The organism is Rossellomorea sp. DA94 (assembly GCF_029834455.1).
Classification (GTDB): domain Bacteria; phylum Bacillota; class Bacilli; order Bacillales; family Bacillaceae_B; genus Rossellomorea; species Rossellomorea vietnamensis.
This window is the reverse complement of the sequence record NZ_CP122397.1, coordinates 2,153,572-2,173,940: the sequence shown is the minus strand read 5'-3', so window position 1 is coordinate 2,173,940 and position 20,369 is coordinate 2,153,572. Positions and strand designations below refer to the sequence as shown.

At 42.6% G+C, this 20,369-nt stretch carries 16 protein-coding genes, 1 riboswitch and 1 other annotated feature; of the genes, 1 reads left to right on the top strand and 15 read right to left on the bottom strand.

Annotated features, from left to right (window positions below):
• Window positions 1–81: 81 nt before the first annotated feature.
• Complete coding sequence (locus tag P8596_RS11230) at window positions 82–999, top strand: hypothetical protein (protein ID WP_224520146.1); 918 nt, start codon at window positions 82–84, stop codon at window positions 997–999.
• Between the two features lie 71 nt (window positions 1,000–1,070).
• Here P8596_RS11230 and P8596_RS11225 read toward each other — a convergent pair whose 3' ends face one another.
• The 15 genes from P8596_RS11225 to selB form a co-directional block, all read right to left on the bottom strand.
• The gene (locus tag P8596_RS11225; protein ID WP_224520147.1) at window positions 1,071–1,676 is read right to left on the bottom strand and encodes an alpha/beta hydrolase; all 606 of its coding nucleotides are present in this window, start codon (window positions 1,674–1,676) and stop codon (window positions 1,071–1,073) included.
• Window positions 1,677–1,689: 13 nt separating this feature from the next.
• Window positions 1,690–2,670, bottom strand: a complete 981-nt coding sequence (locus P8596_RS11220; RefSeq protein ID WP_224520148.1) for a ring-cleaving dioxygenase — start codon at window positions 2,668–2,670, stop codon at window positions 1,690–1,692.
• 179 nt (window positions 2,671–2,849) lie between these two features.
• Window positions 2,850–3,692, bottom strand: coding sequence for an STAS domain-containing protein (locus P8596_RS11215; protein WP_224520149.1), 843 nt, complete (start codon window positions 3,690–3,692; stop codon window positions 2,850–2,852).
• An 827-nt stretch (window positions 3,693–4,519) separates the two neighbouring features.
• Window positions 4,520–7,966 (bottom strand): methionine synthase, encoded by a 3,447-nt coding sequence (gene metH, locus P8596_RS11210; protein ID WP_279726868.1) that lies wholly within the window; start codon window positions 7,964–7,966, stop codon window positions 4,520–4,522.
• Complete coding sequence (locus P8596_RS11205; RefSeq protein WP_224521099.1) at window positions 7,947–9,794, bottom strand: bifunctional homocysteine S-methyltransferase/methylenetetrahydrofolate reductase; 1,848 nt, start codon at window positions 9,792–9,794, stop codon at window positions 7,947–7,949. Before P8596_RS11205 ends, metH begins: the two co-directional genes overlap by 20 nt.
• A gap of 19 nt (window positions 9,795–9,813) precedes the next feature.
• A complete protein-coding gene (metC, locus tag P8596_RS11200; RefSeq protein WP_254651415.1) occupies window positions 9,814–10,998 on the bottom strand; it encodes a cystathionine beta-lyase in 1,185 nt (394 codons plus the stop codon).
• Window positions 10,991–12,115, bottom strand: a complete 1,125-nt coding sequence (locus P8596_RS11195) for a methionine biosynthesis PLP-dependent protein (RefSeq protein ID WP_279726866.1) — start codon at window positions 12,113–12,115, stop codon at window positions 10,991–10,993. Before P8596_RS11195 ends, metC begins: the two co-directional genes overlap by 8 nt.
• Window positions 12,116–12,206: 91 nt before the next feature.
• Window positions 12,207–12,316, bottom strand: a riboswitch (SAM riboswitch).
• 108 nt (window positions 12,317–12,424) lie between these two features.
• Window positions 12,425–13,423, bottom strand: a complete 999-nt coding sequence (locus P8596_RS11190; protein WP_279726864.1) for a tryptophan--tRNA ligase — start codon at window positions 13,421–13,423, stop codon at window positions 12,425–12,427.
• Window positions 13,424–13,484: 61 nt separating this feature from the next.
• Window positions 13,485–13,726 (bottom strand) — a binding site (T-box leader).
• A gap of 67 nt (window positions 13,727–13,793) precedes the next feature.
• Window positions 13,794–14,420, bottom strand: coding sequence for a metal-dependent hydrolase (locus tag P8596_RS11185; protein WP_224520154.1), 627 nt, complete (start codon window positions 14,418–14,420; stop codon window positions 13,794–13,796).
• A 94-nt stretch (window positions 14,421–14,514) separates the two neighbouring features.
• Window positions 14,515–15,141: an NUDIX hydrolase gene (locus tag P8596_RS11180; protein WP_254651412.1), complete on the bottom strand. Its 627-nt coding sequence runs from the start codon at window positions 15,139–15,141 to the stop codon at window positions 14,515–14,517.
• Between the two features lie 22 nt (window positions 15,142–15,163).
• Window positions 15,164–15,820 carry an HAD family hydrolase gene (locus P8596_RS11175; protein WP_254651411.1) on the bottom strand — a complete coding sequence of 219 codons (657 nt, stop codon included), beginning with the start codon at window positions 15,818–15,820 and terminating at the stop codon, window positions 15,164–15,166.
• 216 nt (window positions 15,821–16,036) lie between these two features.
• The gene (locus P8596_RS11170; protein WP_034759848.1) at window positions 16,037–16,216 is read right to left on the bottom strand and encodes a hypothetical protein; all 180 of its coding nucleotides are present in this window, start codon (window positions 16,214–16,216) and stop codon (window positions 16,037–16,039) included.
• Between the two features lie 114 nt (window positions 16,217–16,330).
• Entirely contained in the window at window positions 16,331–17,542 is a 1,212-nt protein-coding gene (gene cls / locus P8596_RS11165) for a cardiolipin synthase (protein ID WP_254651410.1), read from the bottom strand.
• Window positions 17,543–17,672: 130 nt separating this feature from the next.
• Window positions 17,673–18,224 carry a VanZ family protein gene (locus P8596_RS11160; protein WP_229595020.1) on the bottom strand — a complete coding sequence of 184 codons (552 nt, stop codon included), beginning with the start codon at window positions 18,222–18,224 and terminating at the stop codon, window positions 17,673–17,675.
• A gap of 94 nt (window positions 18,225–18,318) precedes the next feature.
• Window positions 18,319–20,208, bottom strand: a complete 1,890-nt coding sequence (selB, locus tag P8596_RS11155; protein ID WP_254651409.1) for a selenocysteine-specific translation elongation factor — start codon at window positions 20,206–20,208, stop codon at window positions 18,319–18,321.
• Window positions 20,209–20,369: the final 161 nt, after the last annotated feature.

Below are 20,369 nucleotides of genomic sequence, written 5' to 3'. Positions count from 1 at the left end.
TTCACTTAATAAGCAGGGATTCTCCCCCCCAATCGTTAATCTATTACTATAACCAATTATTTAATATAAGGAGTTTTTCATATGAACCTTTCCCCCGGGCAATGGAAAAAGGCAAAAGATTATATCCGACAGAATGCCAGGCCTCTTGAACAGAAGTTATTCGACTATCACTTTGAAGAAGGAAGTAAGGACGCAGCCATTCATGAGTTATCTTGCTATCAAAATGAGGACGGGGGATTCGGTCAGTCAATCGAACCTGACTTTCGACTGGACAGTTCCTCTCCACTTGCTACCACCATTGGGTTACAAAGAGCAAAAGAATTAAGACTCACCGGCAGTCACCCTATCGTTCAAAAGGCTATGAATTATTTACAGAATGAATACGATGAAAAAAACGAAGGTTGGAATGCTGTACCCGAAGAGGTCAATTCAGTGCCTCACGCACCATGGTGGCATTTCGACCCAGAAAAAGGTCATTGCGGCGTCCAAACGACTTGGGCAAATCCAAACGCAGAAATCGTAGGATATTTCCATCGGTTTCAACCCGATCATCCCCGTCTTCAAGAATGGACTGAAAAGGCCATCAGTGAACTTACTGGATTAGTCGAGCCAATCGACATGCATGATTTCCTCTGTTACGAAAGGTTATTAAATGAAGTGGAAGGGAACACTAAATCCACTCTATTCAACATCCTCTCGACGAATGTGCGCAAAACGGTTTGCACGGATCCTGAGAGGTGGAATGAATATGTGGCAAAACCGCTTCAGGTAGCAAGTGAACCTTCATCACCCTTTTATGAGATATTGAAGGATGTCGTACAGGTACAATTGGTGAAGGAGTTAGAATCCCAACACCATGACGGGTTCTGGCAGCCCACTTGGTCATGGTTTGGGCACTACGAAGAAACATGGCCGGATGCGGAAACGGAATGGCGGGGAATTTTGACGCTGGAAATGGTAAAAGTCTTCAAGGCACATCAGATGATTGTTACCACTTAAAAGATAGGGTTCTTCTATTGTAATCTACAAAAAAACTCCGTTAGACAACTGTCTTCCGGAGTTTTTCACCATCACTTAAAATTCTTTTCGAACCACTTCTTCGCTTCCTCCACCTCTTCCCGACGAAGCTCATGACCTCCATCTGTCCAGAACTCCGTAACGGGAGAATGGGCCTCTTTCAGGTTTTCCACCAGTTCCTTTGTTTCATTCATGGGGATGAGGGGATCCCGCTTACCGGCACCAATAAAGACCGGTACACCAGATAAATCCGGCAGTTCGATCCCGCGTCTTGGTACCATGGCATGAAACAGGATACCGGCCTTCAATGATTCTTTTATATGGTACATCATACTTGCTGCTATGTTTGCTCCATTGGAATAGCCCAAGGCTACCACATTTCCACGGTCAAATTCATAGTCAATCGCGCTTTCATCAATGAATTGCTTCAATTCATTAGTTCGGAATACTAAATCCTCTTCATCAAAGACACCTTCACGTAAGCGGGCAAAAAAACGGGCCATTCCATTCTCGTCCACGTTCCCTTTCACGCTTAAAACAGAGGCTTCGGGTGCAATCATTTCGGCAAGGGGAAGTAAATCACGTTCATCTCCCCCTGTACCATGCAGCAATAAAAGTGTAGGGAGTTCATTGTTTCCTTGCTTAAAGATATGTTTCAAGAAATTGTCCTCCTTATTCTTTCGTATCCAATGGTTTTAACTTCGCTTCAATCGATTCTCTTTGGGCTTCGAAATATGGTGGAAGTGATAAATTTTGTCCTAACGTAGTAAAGTCCTCATCCGTTTCAAAGCCTGGACCATCTGTTGCAAGTTCGAATAGAATACCATTTGGTTCACGGAAATAGAGTGAACGGAAATAGTAGCGCTCCACAAAACCTGAGTTCGGCAGGCGGTTTTCTGTAATCCAGTTTACCCATTTTTGCAACTCCGTTTCATCTTCAACCCGGAATGCTACGTGGTGTACGCTTCCTCTTCCAGGTCTTTCCGCGGGAAGGTCATTTCTTTCTTCAAGATACACTTCTCCACCTGTTCCGCCTTCCCCTGTTTCAAATACCCGGATATCGGCCTGGCCTTCAATGTCTGAAGGAAAGCTTCCAGTTTCTTTAAAGCCGAGTACATCTTTGAGTACAGCCGCTGTGTTCTCTCCACGGGCGACGGTCAATGTGATAGGACCTAAACCGACAACCCCATGTTCAACTGGAACCGGACTCTTATCCCAAGGCTTCCCGCCGGGCACTCCTTCATTCGTTTCATCGGATACTAGCATGAGACGCTGACCTTCGAAATCACGGAAACGTAACGTAGATCGGCCTGTGTGATGAGATATATCATCATGGTCCACTCCTAACTCTGCAAAACGTTTTTTCCAATAAGACAGTGAGTCATCCGTCTTTACCCTTAGTGCCGTCAATGAAATACTGTTCGTTCCTTTATATGTGTGTCCTGCATGTGGAATCTCAAAAAATGTAAGGTCCGTCCCTGGATTCCCTCTTTCATCTGCATAAAACAGGTGATATACAGAGGTGTCATCTTGATTGATGGATTTTTTTACTAATCTTAATCCCAGGGTTTTCGTGTAGAATTCATAGTTTTTCTTTGCATTTGCTGTTATGGCAGAAACATGATGCTGCCCTTTTAATGGTTTTAAGTTCATTTTATTTTCACTCCTTAAGAGATAGTATTTACCTTATAGTTGTATCATACACGATAATTATCTTTAATTCAAGATATTTAATTTCAGAGTTTTTATTGTTCCTTATGATCGTGAAGGGGAACGCACTGAATGTAAAAAAACATCCATACACAATGTACGGATGCTTTTAATCGGTTTGATCATATCTCATTGTTTTTGATTGTTAAAGCTTGTGACAATGTCGAGGTGATAGTGAGGTGTTCGAAATTCAATCCAAGTTGAACGGCCGTTTGAGCGATTTCAGGTCGCAGCCCTGAAAGAATTGGTTTCACCCCAATCAATTGAAGTGCGTCGATCAGCTGGAAAATTTGATGAGCTACCATCGTATCGATTAATACGACACCGGATAAATCGATGAACAATTGGGAAACTTCCATATCTACACATTGAGCCAAGGCATTTTCTAAGATGAGTTCCGCCCTTGTAGGATCAATGTTACCTACTAGTGGCAAAAGAGCGGTATGTGAATTCAGGGATATGACCGGCGAGCTGAGTTCATTAATAATTTCCTGCTGATTTTGGAGCTGTTGTTCCACAACTTCAGACTGTAACTCCACAAAACGTATCATGACCCGGTCGAATGCTTCTATAATCACCTTGCTCCATAAATTAAATTGATTAAATATACCCTCATCTAAATGAGAATCTGCAAATTCTTTCAAAAAATCCAGGTATTGATTTCTTACCCTCATAAATTCCTTAAGGATATGATGAGTGGGGGTATCTAAATGTTCCTTATCATTCGCAAGGTTTAAGACCCATTCATCAATATTCTTTCTGAATGTTTCCCGATCCTCCGCAAATACATTGCAAAGGATTCCATGAAATTCAAAATTTTGCTTCTTTAATGTTTCAATTACTTTCGGATCAGTTGAAGAATAAACGCCACTGGTAGCACTTTTATCCAGGGATTCATACCATTCATCTGTCAATTGACGAGCCTTCCCCAATAAAAATGTATGTACTTCTTTGTTTCTATGCATGTATGATTCCTCCTATAATATCCATCAAAATGTTCCATTTCCTCTTCCCCTTCTGACGTTATGAGTAGTCTGGAAATCATACTCTTTTCAAGTAAAATGTTCAAAACTATCTTATCTCTCCTTCTATTATATAACACATTCATGCATCAATGTCATTTAGAGCCACCCCGGGAATGAATACAATATGAAATGGCAAGGTAAAAAAATCGTCTCATGTGCTGGAAAAATAAAAAAGTATGAATAATAAGCATTTTCAAATAATATTACATTATTTTGTAAATAACCTCTACAATTCACAATATAAAGTGTATAATGGGGGTATTACCAGAGAAGCAGACAGCAAGGGTATGTCTCGATATACTATTTTGATGTATAGGGATCTCCTATTAGAAACCAACCTCTAATCTTAATATGATGTCGTATTCTTACTACTTAGTCATATGTCAAAATAGTTGGGAGCTGATGAGAGAATGAATAACAATCTGACAAGAAAGTGTATCGAAACGCTTGCTATCCAAAGTGCCTATCATTTTTGCGAGACTATCGGTCTCAAACCTAGTTTACTTAATTTAACGATGATCACAGGATTTTCTGAGGAAAAGATTCTCGAAATACTTGAAACCAAGTTTAGTAATCAAAGTGTAAAAACAGAAGATCATTCTTTCTAACTCTGTATTTCCCCTTTATTACTCTACAGGCCGATTTCCCTTCATCTCTAACGTTACGTTCTGCCATTGCCAACCTATCCATGAATAGCAGTCCACTTTCAGTCATGACCATAAAGAAAAAGGCAGCTCCATTTCTGGAAGTTGCCTTTTTATAGATGATCATAATACATTAAAATATCTTGCTTCCGGATGAGCGAAGACCATGGCCGTTACCGATGCTTCAGGTTCCATCATGCATCCGTCTGTTAGCTGGATTCCAATTTTTTCAGGCTCGAGAAGCTTAAACAGCTTCTTCTGATCCTCAAGCTCAGGACATGCGGGGTACCCAAATGAAAACCGTTGACCTTGATAATGGGTACGGAAACGGTCCTGCATCGTAAAGTCTACTGGATCCGGGAAACCCCATCTGCTTCTCATCATTTCATGAACTCTTTCAGCCAAGCCTTCAGCTGTTTCCAAGGCAATGGCCTGCAATGCATGACTTTCCAGGAACCGCCCTTCCTCTTTCAACTCCTTAGCCCACTGCCTGATTTTCACCCCGGCCGTTACGGCGAAGAATCCGACATAATCCATTTCCCCACTTTCAACCGATTTTAAGTAATCCGCCAAACACAGATGCTGATTCCCCGATTGCCTAGGAAAATGAAATCGTTCTATCTCTTTTGATAGATCTTCCGAGTGATAAATGACAACATCATCACCATCGGACTGAGCAGGAAAGAATTGATATCGTGCAGATGCAAGGATCATTCCTTGCCTTTTTGCTTTTTGGAACAACTCATCCGTGACGGCTTTCAGACGAATCGTTCGTTCATCCCCTTCCTCCAGCAATCTTGAAATTTTCCCTTTAATGCCAAGGTGATGACCAAGAAGCATTTGCTGATTGATATAGGGGTGGATTTGGTCCAGTGAAAATTCCTTTATCGTATGGGGTATCAAGTCTGATGGAACATGAACCTTAACTTCTTTAGAAACGGTAGAACGTACTTTCACTGCAACGGATGATGTGGCTCGACTAGACCGTTCTTCATGTACATCTAGTCGGCTTTGTTTCTCACGGCTTTCCTCTTCCAGTTGCACTCTTGTTTCTTCATGTTGAATTCCATTCATGATACTCAATCCATCCATTGCATCCTTGGCATAAAGCACCAGCCCGTCGTACTCCCTGCCGATTTTGTTTGTAGTGAACTTTCGGGTAAGGGCTGCTCCCCCAACTACAAGAGGAACTGAAATATCGGACTGCTTTAAATCTTGAGCCGTGATGACCATTTGTTGTGCAGACTTTACCAGGAGACCGGACAACCCTACAATGTCGGGCCTTTCTTCCCTAATGACTTGAATCAGTTCCTGGGGAGTTACTTTAATACCTAAATCAATCACTTCATACCCATTATTGCTGAGGATGATATCAACAAGATTTTTACCGATATCATGAACATCCCCCTTAACCGTAGCCAAAATCACTTTGCCCTTGGAAGAGGAACTTTCCGTTTGTTCCATATATGGTTCCAGGTGAGCGACGGACGCTTTCATGACCTCGGCACTCTGTAATACCTCGGCAACGATCAGCTGATTATCGTTAAATAATCTTCCAACTTCGCTCATTCCGGCCATAAGCGGACCATTGATGATATCAAGGGGAGCCTCGTATTTTTCAAGAGCAATGTTTAAATCAGCTACCAACCCCTCTTTCGTGCCTTCCACTACATAATGGGCCAAACGTTCTTCTAACGTCATTGTGTTTACTGGAGCCTTTACTTCTTTCTTTTTCCCCCTATAAAATGCTGTAAATTCAGCAAGTGATTCATCCGTCGTTTCAAATAAAAGCTTCTCAGCCATTCGGACTTCTTCCTGAGGAATAGAGGCAAAGCGCTCTAACTTCTCCGTGTTGACTATTGCATAGTCGAGTCCAGCCTTTGTACAGTGATAAAGATACACAGCGTTGAGGACTTCCCTTCCGACAGGGGGCAGCCCGAAAGAAACATTGCTGACACCAAGTATATGAGGGCAATCAGGCAAGGCTTCTTTAATCTTCTTGATCCCTTCCACCGTACTATTGGCTGATCCTATATATTGCTGATCCCCCGTACCGACCGGGAATACGAGAGGGTCAAAGATGATATCTTCAGAAGCAATCCCATATTTCTCCGTTAACAATTTATGTGAACGAAGGGCAATGTCCACCTTTCGCTCCACTGACACCCCCATTCCCTTTTCATCGATCGTCCCGACCACCACTGCCGCTCCGTAGGCTTTCATCAATTTAGCGACCTTAGCAAATCTTTCTTCTCCGTCTTCCAGGTTAATTGAATTAATGATCACTTTTCCTTGAGAAAATTTCAAAGCGGCCTCAAGCACCTTCTCATCCGTTGAATCGATGACAAGTGGGACCTTAACCTTCTTCACCACTTCCTGGATAAAAACATTCATGTCCTCTACTTCTTCCCGGTCAGGGTCAGCAAGGCAGATATCGATTACCTGGGCACCGTTTTTCACCTGAGCCCTTGCAATCTCAGAAGCTTCTTCTATCTTATTCTCTGCAATCAATCGTTTGAATTTACGTGAACCGATGACATTCGTCCGTTCTCCGACCAGAATCGGTCTTCTGTCTTCATCCTCATAGATGAAGGCTTCAATTCCCGACACCGCATGGGGATGAGACACATTGGGTTTTCGTGGCGGGAATCCCTTCACAACCTCTGAAAGGGCACGTATATGCTCCGGTGTCGTCCCGCAGCACCCTCCTACAAGATTCAGCCACCCTTTCTCAGCGAAACCTTTCATCTTTACACTGAGGGAATCAGCTGTCTCATTGTAGTTCCCTTCTTCATCCGGAAGACCGGCATTCGGATAACAGCTTACATAGGTAGTGGCCAAATCCGATAACGAACGGACGTGGTCACGCATGAATTCAGGCCCCGTTGCACAGTTAAGGCCAACGACCAAAGGGTTTAAATGTTCAAGGGATAAATAAAATGATTCAATCGTTTGACCGGCTAGTGTAGTGCCCATAGGCTCAATGGTTCCGGATAACAGAATCGGGATTTCTTTCCTTCTGGATTCAAAAGCCGTTCGAATGCCGATGTTCGCTGCTTTTACATTTAAAGCATCCTGACTCGTTTCAAGTAATAGCACATCAACTCCGCCATCGAGAAGGCCTTCTGCTTGGACACGGTAGTTATCTGCCATTTCATCAAAGCTCACTCCACCTGTCACGGATAACGTTTTAGTAGTAGGACCAAGCGATCCTGCAACGAATCTTGGCCAATCAGAAGTCGAGACATCTTCTACTGCTTTCCTGGCGATTTCAGCAGCTACTTTATTGATTTCGTATGCTTTATAGCCTAAATCATATTCGTCCAGTACGATGGGGGTTGCGCCAAAGGTATTCGTTTCAACCACATCAGCCCCCGCTTTCAAATATTCATGATGGATCTGATAGATAACCTCCGGCGCTGTCAATACAAGATTTTCATTACATCCTTCCAGTTCTTCCCCTCCGAAATCCTCCTGCGATAAATTTGCTTGTTGAAGCATCGTCCCCATTGCTCCATCAAGTACGAGTATTTTCTTTCTAAGCTGTTCTTCAAACAATGTGATGGCCATAGGGAACCTCTCTTTCCGTGTTGGTTTTCTCTTGTATATGATGAAACAGTTCAATGCTCATATCATATCTTACAAAAGGTGTAATCAGATATATTCCATTAAACAGCTGGATTGCCGTATCCAGCAAGTCTTTGGCTATCTCCATTCCGACTGCTCCAGCTATGACGGGATCATTACCCGCTTCCTTCATTCTTTGTCTCGTTTCTTCCGGCACATTGATTCCTGGTACTTCATGGTGAAGGAATTCTGCGTTTCTTGAACTGATCAACGGCATGACACCGATGAAAATCGGAATTTCCAGATGCTTCGTCGCTTCATATACTTGGATCAGTTGTTCTTTCCCAAAGATCGGTTGAGAAATAAAATAGTCGGCTCCGGCTTTCTTTTTCTTTTCCAGTCTTTTCACAGAAGCGTCTAAATGACGGAAGTTCGGATTAAAGGCTGCCCCAACTGAAAATTGAGTCCGCTCCCGCAGTGACTTACCGGAAAACGATATTCCCTCATTATTTTGTTTAATGAGTTCTATAAGTTCCAGGGAAGAAAGGTCATATACGGATGCAGCACCTGGAAAGTCCCCGATTTTGGCAGGATCACCCGTTATCGCTAATAAGTTGTGTATCCCTAATGTGTGCAGGCCCATTAAATGGGATTGAAGTCCAATCAGGTTTCGATCCCGGCAAGTGATGTGAACGAGAGGTGTAAGATCGTATTTCGACTTTACCATGCTCCCGATTGCATCATTACTAATCCTTGGCGATGCCAGCGGATTGTCGGCAAGGGTGAGAGCGTCAATGCCGGCTTCCTTAAGCGCCGCCGCTCCTTGGAAAAACAATTTCGTGTCAAGATGCTTGGGTGGATCGAGTTCAACGATGACCGTTTTCTTTTCTCTCACTTGCTCATGCAGCAAGCTTCCACTGATGGATGGTGAAGATAACTGAACTACTTTTTTCTTTTTCACCTTTTTTTCCTTCACAGGCTCCCGGCTTTTCAATCTTGCAGCTACAGAACGAATGTGATCGGGTGTGGTTCCACAACATCCCCCAATGATTCTTGCACCCTGAAGACGCAGTTCATTGCTGATATCCCCAAAGTAATCTGGCTCAGCGGAGTAATAGAATCGACCTTCTTCATAGTTTGGGAGACTCGCGTTAGGATAGACGGATAGAAAGGCCCTTTTCGGTAAGGGCACTTCCTCTAATGAATTCACCATATGAAATGGTCCCATCCTGCAATTGATGCCGACGACATCCGCCCCCAATAATTCCAATTGTTGAAGGGCATCTTTGATTTCCATTCCATTTTGAAGGACTCCTGTTTCATGAAGGGAAACCTGAGCAATGACGGGAATATCCGCTTCACGTTTAGCAATGTTCAGCACTGTGGTCAATTCCTCGAAATCATAATAGGTTTCCAGCAGAATGCCATCTACACCCTCTAATAATAAACAGTAAAGCTGTTCACGAAAGCTTCTTTTGATTTCTTCGAGGGACACATTTTGTTTAATGCCCCTGATTCCCCCGATCGTGCCTAGAATATAGGTGTTCTCTCCCGCTGCTTTTCTTGCCAGACGCACTGCAGCTGTATTAATTTCTTTAACCGAATCCTCCAATCCGTATCTGGAAAGCTTTTGATAATTGGCCCCGTACGTATTGGTCTGTATGATATCGGCTCCGGCATCGATATACTCTTTATGGACTTTCAACACTTCATTTGGGTGAGAAAGATTCAGTTCTTCAAAGCATCTGTCCACACCATATGAATACAACAATGTTCCGATCGCTCCATCTGCAATCAAGATTCTCTCTTTCAATGCCTCCAGCAATGGCATCATGCCCCATCCTCCCCCTTTACAAATTGATCACGTTGTTTCGATTGATTTTTTGTATACTATCTAAACCATTTTGAAGATCCTTTATTAATTCATCCGCGTTTTCAAGACCAACGGATAAGCGCAATAACCCATCTGTAATCCCTCTTCTCTCTCTTTCAGCCTTAGGCATGGAAGCATGTGACATTCTTGATGGATAGGATAGAATCGATTCGACAGCTCCTAAACTGACGGCGAATACAGGAATGTTTACATGTTTGATGAGTTGCTTCACTTCCTCTTCCCCTTTTAACCGGAAGGATAGTACTGCCCCGGGACCCTCTGCCTGCCGGACTTGAATTTCACGACCGGGATGATAGCTCAAGCCCGGGTAATACACTTCTTCTACTTCCTTTCTGCCTTCTAGGAAGCTTGCAATCTTATAAGCTGACTCCGATGATTCCTTCAATCGGACATGCAATGTTTTCAGCCCCCTTAAGAGCAGCCAGCAATCCTGTACCCCGAGTACCGCCCCAAACGAATTCTGCAGGAAAGCAAGTTTCCCCGCAATCTCTTCATCTCCCGTTACCGCAAGTCCTGCTAAGACGTCACTATGTCCGGCAAGAAACTTCGTTGCACTGTGCAGGACAACATCCACTCCTAGACTGATTGGCCTTTGCAGCAATGGCGTCATGAATGTATTATCCAGAAATGTTAAGCAGTCATTTGCCTTGGCAAGCTTTACGACCCCTTCAATATCGGTGATATTCAATAAGGGGTTCGACGGGGTTTCCATATAAATCACCTTCGTATTGTGCTTAATTGCACAAGCCACCTCATGAAGATCTTTCATATTCACAAAAGAGTATTCGATATCAAATTTAGTAAGGACTTCCGTGATCATCCTGTATGTCCCCCCATATACTTCCTCCGAGACGAGTACGTGATCCCCACTCGACAATAATAGAAAGCTTGTTGAGATGGCAGCCATACCGGATGAAAAGGCAAAACCCCTTACCCCGCCTTCTAATTCCGCTATCGTTTCTTCGACTGTTTCCCTTGTTGGATTCCCCGAACGGCTGTAGTCATACGTACCATACTGATCAAAATCCTGTTGATGAAAGGTTGTAGCATGATGAATCGGCGTAGAAACAGCTCCTGTCTCTTTATCAAATCCGCGGGAATGGATGAGTGACGTCTGAAGTGAAAATGGTTTTTTACTCATACGTTAACACCTCTTTTTCCAATTGTTGAAAAACATTCTCCAAGTCTTCGATCAGGTCGTCGATAAATTCTATTCCTACGGAAAACCTGAGCAATCTGTTACAGATGCCAAGTCTATTTCGTTCTTCTTCAGGAATGTCGGCATGGGTCTGGGTGGCAGGATAGGTAATAAAGCTTTCAACCCCTCCTAAACTTTCAGCAAACGTTATAACCTTTAGATGTTGGAGGAATGGACCGATCCATTCTTCCTTGGCAATGCGAAAGGAAAGCATGCCCCCTTTCCCGGGATATAAGACGTCCGCTACACAGTCATGCCCTTTAAGATACTGGGCTAATTTTCGTGCATTCTTTTCATGCTGGGCCATTCTTAGACTAAGGGTCTTCAACCCTCTTATTAAGAGCCAACAATCAAATGGTGCAAGGACTGCGCCGATTGAATTTTGAATCGTATAGATCCTTTCAGCCAAGTCCTCTGTGTTGACTATGACAACTCCGGCCAGAACGTCATTATGGCCCCCTAAGTATTTGGTAGCGCTGTGAATGACCAGGTCTGCTCCCTCTTTGAGCGGTTTTTGCAGAACTGGTGTATAAAAGGTATTATCCACGATTAAAAGTAATCCACTCGCCTTTGAAATGGCTGCGACCTCAGAAATATTTGCTTCATTCATTAATGGATTGGTTGGTGTTTCAAGAAAAATAGCCTTCGTCCTCTTCGATATGTGCTCTTCTATAGAATGAGTATCACTTGTATTAACAAAATGAAATTTGATATTATATTGGGCTTCATACTGAACGAATAAGCGGTAGCTTCCTCCGTAAAGATCCTTCGATACAATCAATTCATCCCCACTTGAGAATAAACCCAGAATTGCCTGAATCGCAGCCATTCCCGAACTGAATGCAAATCCTCTATGCCCCTCTTCCAATTGAGCCAGTAGTTCTTCAAGGGTCGCCCTGGTTGGGTTTCCTGTTCTCGTATAATCATAACCGGTTGATTCACCGATTCCTCTATGTTCATATGCTGTCGATAAATGAATGGGCAGACTTACGGCACCAGTAGCTGAATCCTTCCGATTGCCTGCCTGGACAAGCAAAGTATCAATATGTTTTTTCAACATCCTTCTCTCCTTTTCGTCCCTAGAAAATGAAAAGGGGAAAAAACAAAAAACCTTCTTATGAAAATAAGAAGGTTTTATACGTTCGTTCTCCCTCTTATCGCCCAAGTTGACATCAACTTGCTGGAATTAGCACCATACCTGTTACTGTGGCTGGTTGCTGAGGTGTCTTCGGGCCAGTCCCTCTACCTCTCTTGATAAGAAACAATATGAAATTGTTAAAATGCTTTCTCATAACTTATAACAAAGACATAGAAATGTCAATGACAATTATGAATTATCTGAAAAACATCATGATCATTTTATTCTATTTCAATGATACATTCCTATTTTCCTTTTAATCTCTTTCATGAATGGGATTGTTTTTTTTCGTGCTTTTATGGCTCCATTCAGTAAGATGGCATCCAGTCTATCCCGATTGTTCAATAGGTCTTCATATTCCGACCTTGGTACTTCGATGAATGAATTCATTACGTCGAAAAGTTCTTTCTTCGCTTCCCCCCAGCCTATTCCTTGTTGAAATCTCCTTCTCATTTCTTCCGATTGATCAGTGGTTGCAAATTCTTTGTAAAGACCAAAAATGATTGAATCGTCAGGATCCTTAGGCTCTTCAGGAAGTGAAGAATCCGTTTTGATTTTATTGATCAATTTTTGAAGCTTTTTTGGTTCTTCAAATAAAGGAATGGTGTTATTATAACTTTTACTCATCTTGCGGCCGTCCAGTCCCGGTAGAACGGCCGTTTCTTCTTGGATGACGTATTCAGGGATGACAAATGTTTCTCCATATTGATTGTTAAAGCTTTCAGCTATGTCTCTGGCAATTTCCACATGCTGTATTTGATCTTTTCCGACAGGGACCAATTCGGTTTGGAAAAGGAGGATATCCGCAGCCATTAAAATGGGATACGTAAATAATCCCATATTGACTCCAGCATCAACATTTCTGCCGCTTTCTTTATTTTCTTCAACCATTGATTTATATGCGTGAGACCGGTTTAATAATCCTTTTGGTGCAAAACAAGAAAGGATCCAGCTCAGCTCAAAGATTTCAGGCACATCAGATTGACGGTAAAAAATCGCTGAATCAGGATTCAACCCTAACGCTAACCACGCTGCCGCCACCCCATATGAAAGCTCCTTCATTTCAATGGGATCATGGATTTTTGTTAAACCATGATAATCCGCAACAAAATAAGCAGTGTTATATGATTGGTTCTCCGCCAATCCCAATGCCGGTTTAATCACCCCAATATAATTCCCCAAATGTATACGGCCAGTTGGCTTGATACCAGTCAGAACTTGTTTTTTCATCCCCATCATACCCTCCGTTGAAAAATAATCAGAAAACACAAAAAGGGCTTACCGTCCTCTAAAAAAGGACGGGAAACCCGTGGTGCCACCTTCATTCGCTTACACTTCAGTAAACGCACTCATCTGTACAGAAGTCGCCTTCGATACATCGTCCCTTTTATCGGTGAGACCTTCCGCCAGAACCTACTTTATTTCAGCCTGGATGCTCAAAAGCCCATTCAACGATTCCCCATACTGATTCTCACCATCCATCAGCTCTCTTAAATGTTTCGATCGTCTACTCTTCTTCTTCATCGCAATTAACCATTTATTGTGTTCCCATTATTTTAATGTATAGGTAAATAATGGTCAAGTAGGTATAAACACATTTTTACATTTCTTTTGACGAAAGAGGAAGGAAGAGCTTTATGCCTCTCTTATTAAAAGGGAGAAACTTCATATCCGCGATCAAATGACTCGCATATCCGATGACACATGCTTCAAATACTCCATCAATCAGAATAGAAGTCTCGAGATAACGAGCGATGATAGCATAGTATATCAACCCCAGTACAGAGTGGGTATAACTGCGATGTGACACGAAGGAAGCAATAAATATATAGATGCCCAATAACCATAACCATATTTCATTTAATTGCCATCCACATGCCGTCACACCTATGCCAGTAATCATCAGCATCCTTCTCTGGGTGATGAAGCTTGTGAGTAACATCATTCCTGCCCCATAGCCAATCCCAAGCCACCGTTCTTTCCCACTGCCTTCCAGGTAGCTGTACACCATCATGAGAAAGCCGATGATTTGCGCCACCGACCTGATCATTTTGGGGGAGAAAGTAACTTTGTTACTAAGCTTTCCGTCAATATCCAAATCCGGCATGAGTCCGGATACACCGCCGATTGCTACAAGTGCGGCTGTCGCACCCGGACCGGATCCAAATGAATTCGCCACGATAAAACCTGTTGCTGCTCCAATTGCCATGTGCGCTGTGCCGTTCAATGTTTCTCCTACTCTCTTTCACAGTATGTATGTACCAAATATTCATGATAGCCTTCATCATCCATTTCCGCTATGGGAAAGAGGGATTATTTTCTTACATTTTCTGTTCTATACGATCGATGATTTTGATAAGGTAGGGCCTTTCATGAGGGACGAAATGATGATAACCAGCCTTTTTGCTGATATCGTTCTTAACCCCATCCTTGGTGACAACAAATCCTTCAAGTTCGATTTCTGCTTTATCACGTTGAATAAGCGATTTGAAATCGGACAGGCATGAACGTAAAATACCTGAAACTTCCTCCGTCTGAAGCTGAAATTCCTCGAATGAGACCGGCTTGGTATAGAGGAATACATTGGTATGCTCCCTGTCTATCATATTTTCTTGAATGAGTTCCCCTTTTACCACCCCCAAAGCCTCCAATTCCTCAAACTTGACCTTGATTCCCAACTCTTCGTGGACTTCCCTCACACCGTCTTCAATCTTCTCATCGGACAAAATATGTCCCGCGGCCGTTATATCCAAAAGACCGGGGAAATCTTTCTTATCGTCACTTCTTAACTGAAAATAGATGAAGGTTTCCTTCAAATCCTCGTCATAATGAACAAACCAGCAGTGAAAGGTCTCATGCCAGTAACCCTTCGCGTGCACCTCCGAACGGCTCGTGACCCCTAACCTATCTCCACTCTCATTCAATATGGCCAGTTTTTCCTCCTCCACTCGATCACTCCTCTCTCTTATTTCATTTCACCTTCTCTAAATATTCTCTGATTTCAATCAAGTCACCGACCACGATGTCTGCTTCATGTAACTCATTTTCCTGAGAAAAATCAAAAGCACATCCGATGGAGAGGAACTCATTCGCCTCGGCTCCTTTAAAGTCAGATCGTCTGTCTCCGATCACAATTCCGTGACTGAGATCATGATCGACCTTCACTTTCCGAATGAGTTCCCCCTTATCCTCAGAGTCAATATCCTCAATACTATAGCAGGATAAAATCCATCGATCCAACCCATAATATTCCACGATTGTCTCGAGATAACGTGGATAGCCGTTACTTGCCACAAAAATCGGAAATCCCCTTTCGGACAAATAGGCTAAGAGGTCTTCTGTATGGGTATAGAGGGCGCCCATTCCATCCAGTATGTTTTGAATCAATTTATCCTGAAATACTTCATTTACTCTTTCATGTGTATGCAAGGGATGCAGGGGCAATAGGGTCCTCCACACATCAGAAAGGGGGACACCCATTATTTCTCTATATTTTTCGAGAGGTGTATCCCCCTCCCACATTTCTTCATCTCTAAGTAATTGGAAGGTATCATGAAGTGAAGCCTCAAGTATGCGGTCTGTTTGAAATAATGTACCATCCATATCAAAAATCATTGCTGCTTTCATCTATATTCTCCTTTATTGCCATACGCACAGTCAGTATCCATGATGATTCGATCTTTCCACGAGCTTTCATTAAGCCATATCTAATCATATCAAATTTCTGCCCACTGTGAGGCAAACAATCTATAAGTAGGGTTTGGTCCACCATCCTCAGACATAAAAAAAAGACACGTGAGACCTTCCTCTTGTGTCTTTTGCTTTTTCAGTATTCTCCGTTTTCTAAGAAGCGTTCGGAAGGTAAAGAAGGACCGCCAACATCATGCCGATCACAGAGAAGATGACAATTGTGACTGCTATCGACTTGTGATACTTTGAAACATGTTTCTTCTTTGACACATTAAAAAACGTAAATGCCATTAACGAAAGAACAAACAAAGCTATAAACAAGAGCTCGCTCATGGACAATCCCTTTCTTTATTAAGGTGTTTATATCTAAACTATATGAGAACACTTTACCATATTTTCTTATTCAACAAAAATTTTTACCTCCGTACATCATGAATCCAGATTGAACTAGAAGTAATAATAAAGCCAGGGGGGTGTCTTTTGTAAGGCTTTTTCCCAGGAGGGCAGCTCATCGAAAGCTTCCATGGTCAGCTTTTCACTATCCTTCATATCATTTTCAATTAGGGATTCCAAATGTTTCGCCACTTTTTCGTCCCGAATGATGCAGTTGCTCTCATCATTTAAGTAAAAGCTGCGCGGATCCCAATTGGCTGTCCCTACGTCGGCCCATGCATGATCTACAACCATCACCTTACCGTGAAAAAACCCCTTCTGATACAGATATAATTTCACTCCTTCTTCTAAAAGGCTCTTTTCTATTCTGTAACTAACGGGTTTGGTGAACCAGGCATCCGTATCATCCGGTACAAGGATATTCACCTCGACCCCTCTCTTCACCGCATCTTTCAATGCGGTGATAAGCTTATTGGTGGGGATAAAATATGGGGTTGTGATGGTCACACTCGTTTCTGCTTCATTTATCCAGTCAATGGTTCTTTCAATAAGAGGATCTCCAGTAGAAAAAATGAAATGAACACTGCCTTCAGAGCTTGTTGACGTATATGGTCGCGCAGCACTCTTTAAACTCTCGCCACCGTCCTCTGTCCAATCTTTTTTGAACTGCTTATATACTTCTTTCCCCGCATCGCCTGCCAACCGAATATGGTAGTCCCTCCAGTAGCCAAGCTTTGGATCTTTTCCGAGATATTCATCCCCCATGTTGAATCCTCCAATATAGGCAATGCTTTCATCAATGGAAATAAGCCTGCGATGGTTCCGATGGTGAAGGGAATAGAAAATATTCTTAAATTTAATGGGTCTGCTTTTCGTAACCTTTACTCCGGCCTTTTCCAGCCTCTTGATGGACTCTTTATGAATATCTGACCCAAGAAAGTCAACAGATAGACGGACATCCACACCCGTTTGAGCTTTTTTCGTCAATACATCAAAAAACTCTTGAGAGACTTCGTCATCCCGAATGATAAAGAAGTGGATCCAAACATATTGTTCAGCGGACTCAATATCCTTAAAAAGGTTTTGATAAAAGCTTTTTCCTGTATTATAAACGTCAATTGAAGCATTACTTGAAAGGGTCTCTGTCATCGGGTGGGTTCTCGTATAGTTTTTCACCCCTTGTTTTACATCCCATTGCATGATGAGAATCAATACCACGGATATCGCGGTCACGGCCATCATGGCTATTATTATTTTCTTCAACACGAGAATCCCCCCTTTCATGGTATTGATAGCTTTTGTTTATAGGGAAGGACTATACATCCGTGGTCAAAGTTTATGGATGAACAGGCTTAATGAGAAGTAATAAAAGAGCGTCAACATAACGTCGACGCTCTTACTTGATTTTCTTATTGATCTTCAACAATGTATAGATATAGCGAGCGATGACGAACAGGATGCCTCCTATAAATGATCCCATTGTGTTCATGATCCAATCATCAATATCCGTTGCTCTTCCTAAAGGCAAGTAGTATTGAGCCAACTCAATTCCAAATGAAAAGATCCCCCCAAGGAAAGTGACCATCAATATTAATTGTTTGGATTGTCTCATCCACCAGGCAAGAAAAAAGGTGAATGGAATAAACAATATAATATTGGCAAGGAGATTACGGATCGGTACATCCAAATGATTACGGTACAATAGATTCAACTTTAAATTGGAGAAAGGATCGAAATTCACTGATCCCTCTGAAACGTTTTCCAATGGAGTCAAGGTGATCAGACAGATGCCACCGATTGAAATACATGTAAATAATACAGGGAGTAAGTTCAGCCACCTGCCCTTACCCCTTCTTTTCTTCCAAAAGGAGATCGCAAAGATAAGGGTAACTGTCACAATGATCATTATCGGAAGCACCCAGCCAAATGCGCTCCATAACTCTTTCATAATTTCCTATCCTACTTTCTACTATGCCACAGAATGATCAGCAGCAATTTGTACTTTAGTTATGTTGATCAACCAGAATGTACTTCCTTCCCACTTATTCTTTATCTTTAAAGCCAATCCATTTTCGTTTCCCTTCTATGCGAAGCGTCAATCCTTCTTTATCAAGTTTTTCCAGGAAAGGAATCATATATTTTCTGGATAAGCCGAGTACTTCTTTTGCTTCACCTACCTGAAATGCATCATCTGTATGCTTCCTTAAGCGAATGGTTGCGTCGTTAAACACCCCAAAGGAATAAGCTTTCTTTTCGTCCAAAGGTACTATTTTCTTCTCCTGAACGAAGAATCGAGTGAAGTCCGAGTGCCACTTCTCCGGTATTCCTACCTTCTCAAAGTACTCTACCATGTCTTTTACCTGTGTACCGTCCCTTTCCAGTAAATCGAGTAGCTGATTACATCTCTTCTCCCATGCAGGTGGCAGATGGGGTGTGAATCCAACTAAACGAACGAGACCTTTTCCCTCGACCCAATTCCCGTCCTCCAACACATAATCTGCCAGACTTTCAGGATATTCACTCAAACGTTGCTTCAATTCTGCACGATTAACTCCCTTTAATAATGGGAATTTCTCATGAAACGTCAAGAGGAAATGGTTCATCGCATTTCGGCATTCTTGAACGATCTTACAATGGGTTATGGTTGTATCAGAAAGTTGAACCCATTCCTGTTCCTCGAGTAACTCAGTCATACATTCTTCTGAAATGGATCCTTCCTTTTTCAACATTTCCCTATCAAGGGATTTATATCGATCAAGTACTCTTAGCGCCCGTTCAGCCGGGGTACCTTCAATCAGGGATTGAAGGTACCCGATCGTTTCTTCTCCAAACCGGTAATTGCCTCCGTTTGGCTGTATGATCCACCCTCCACCGATGGTTTCAACGGGTGAGGGCCTCCTGAGGATAAAACGGTCTCCCCTTTTAACCATGATGGATTCATCAAGGCGTACCTGGCATAGAATCATATCTGTGTCTATACCTGCATCCACTTTATTACGATCAAAGAACACGAGCTTCCCCAAGACCTCAGAGGTACCTGTATGAATCATGACCCGCATTCTCTGTTTGATTTCATATCGCACAGTATGTAACACTTTTATGCAAACGTCCATTGTGTTTGTCATAAAAAGGGAAGAGGCTGAGACAAGTACATTTCCCCGTTTAAGGGATTTATGGTCCACACCGGGGAGATTGACAGCAGCCCGTTGACCGGCGTATCCCATTTCTGCCTTTCGGTGGTGAACCTGAATTTGTTTCGCTTTTGTATGTATCCCTAATGGGAGAATGGTCAGATCTTGACCCGTCTCCACACTTCCTTCATAAATCGTTCCTCTCACCACCGTTCCCTGCCCCTTTACAGTAAAGACCTGATCAACAGGCAATCGAAAATCCCCTGCAGTATTCCTTGAAGGCAGACCTTTCAAGGAGGAAATGATGGTTTCTTTAAGGGCCTTCACTCCTTCGCCTGTCAATCCGTCGACCGATAGTATGGGAGAGCCTTCGAATTCGGTTCCGATCAATTCTTCGCTGACATCTTCCCAGGCGATATCTCTCAAATCTTCTTCGACTTTAGAAATTTTCGTCAAGACGACAATGCATTGACTTATTCCAAGAAGGGACAGAATATCAAGATGCTCTTTCGTTTGCGGCATCACTCCTTCATCAGCTGCAACTGCGAGTACAACAAGATCGATTCCCGCTACACCTGCAATCATTTGACGGATGAAGCGTTCGTGACCCGGCACATCCACTACAGAAATCTCAATCGTATCATCCTCATACAAAGGGGCGAATCCAGGTTCAATTGAAATACTCCGCTCCTTTTCCTCTTTAAGCCGATCGGTGTCAACCGAAGTCAGTGCCTTTGTGAGAGTGGTTTTTCCATGATCGATATGTCCGGCCATACCAATCGTATAATGGTCCTTTCTCATCCTCTCACCACTTTCTATCTTTTCTTCTTGAATCTGAATACCAGTACCCCTGCCATGATGGCAAAACAAACGGCAAACAGAACTCCCTTCCATACTTCCCCGTCTGAAAAGGATTTCACTACCCATATAAATATGAATAATGTGATCAGTATGTCAACTAT

Coding starts and splice junctions, on each gene's coding strand:
- P8596_RS11230 (WP_224520146.1), top strand. CDS start 82: ATGAACCTTTCCCCCGGGCAATGGAAAAAGGCAAAAGATTATATCCGA.
- P8596_RS11220 (WP_224520148.1), bottom strand. CDS start 2,670: ATGAACTTAAAACCATTAAAAGGGCAGCATCATGTTTCTGCCATAACA.
- P8596_RS11215 (WP_224520149.1), bottom strand. CDS start 3,692: ATGCATAGAAACAAAGAAGTACATACATTTTTATTGGGGAAGGCTCGT.
- metH (WP_279726868.1), bottom strand. CDS start 7,966: ATGGCCATCACATTGTTTGAAGAACAGCTTAGAAAGAAAATACTCGTA.
- P8596_RS11205 (WP_224521099.1), bottom strand. CDS start 9,794: ATGCCATTGCTGGAGGCATTGAAAGAGAGAATCTTGATTGCAGATGGA.
- metC (WP_254651415.1), bottom strand. CDS start 10,998: ATGAGTAAAAAACCATTTTCACTTCAGACGTCACTCATCCATTCCCGC.
- P8596_RS11195 (WP_279726866.1), bottom strand. CDS start 12,115: ATGTTGAAAAAACATATTGATACTTTGCTTGTCCAGGCAGGCAATCGG.
- P8596_RS11190 (WP_279726864.1), bottom strand. CDS start 13,423: ATGAAAAAACAAGTTCTGACTGGTATCAAGCCAACTGGCCGTATACAT.
- P8596_RS11175 (WP_254651411.1), bottom strand. CDS start 15,820: ATGAAAGCAGCAATGATTTTTGATATGGATGGTACATTATTTCAAACA.
- P8596_RS11170 (WP_034759848.1), bottom strand. CDS start 16,216: ATGAGCGAGCTCTTGTTTATAGCTTTGTTTGTTCTTTCGTTAATGGCA.
- P8596_RS11160 (WP_229595020.1), bottom strand. CDS start 18,224: ATGAAAGAGTTATGGAGCGCATTTGGCTGGGTGCTTCCGATAATGATC.
- selB (WP_254651409.1), bottom strand. CDS start 20,208: ATGAGAAAGGACCATTATACGATTGGTATGGCCGGACATATCGATCAT.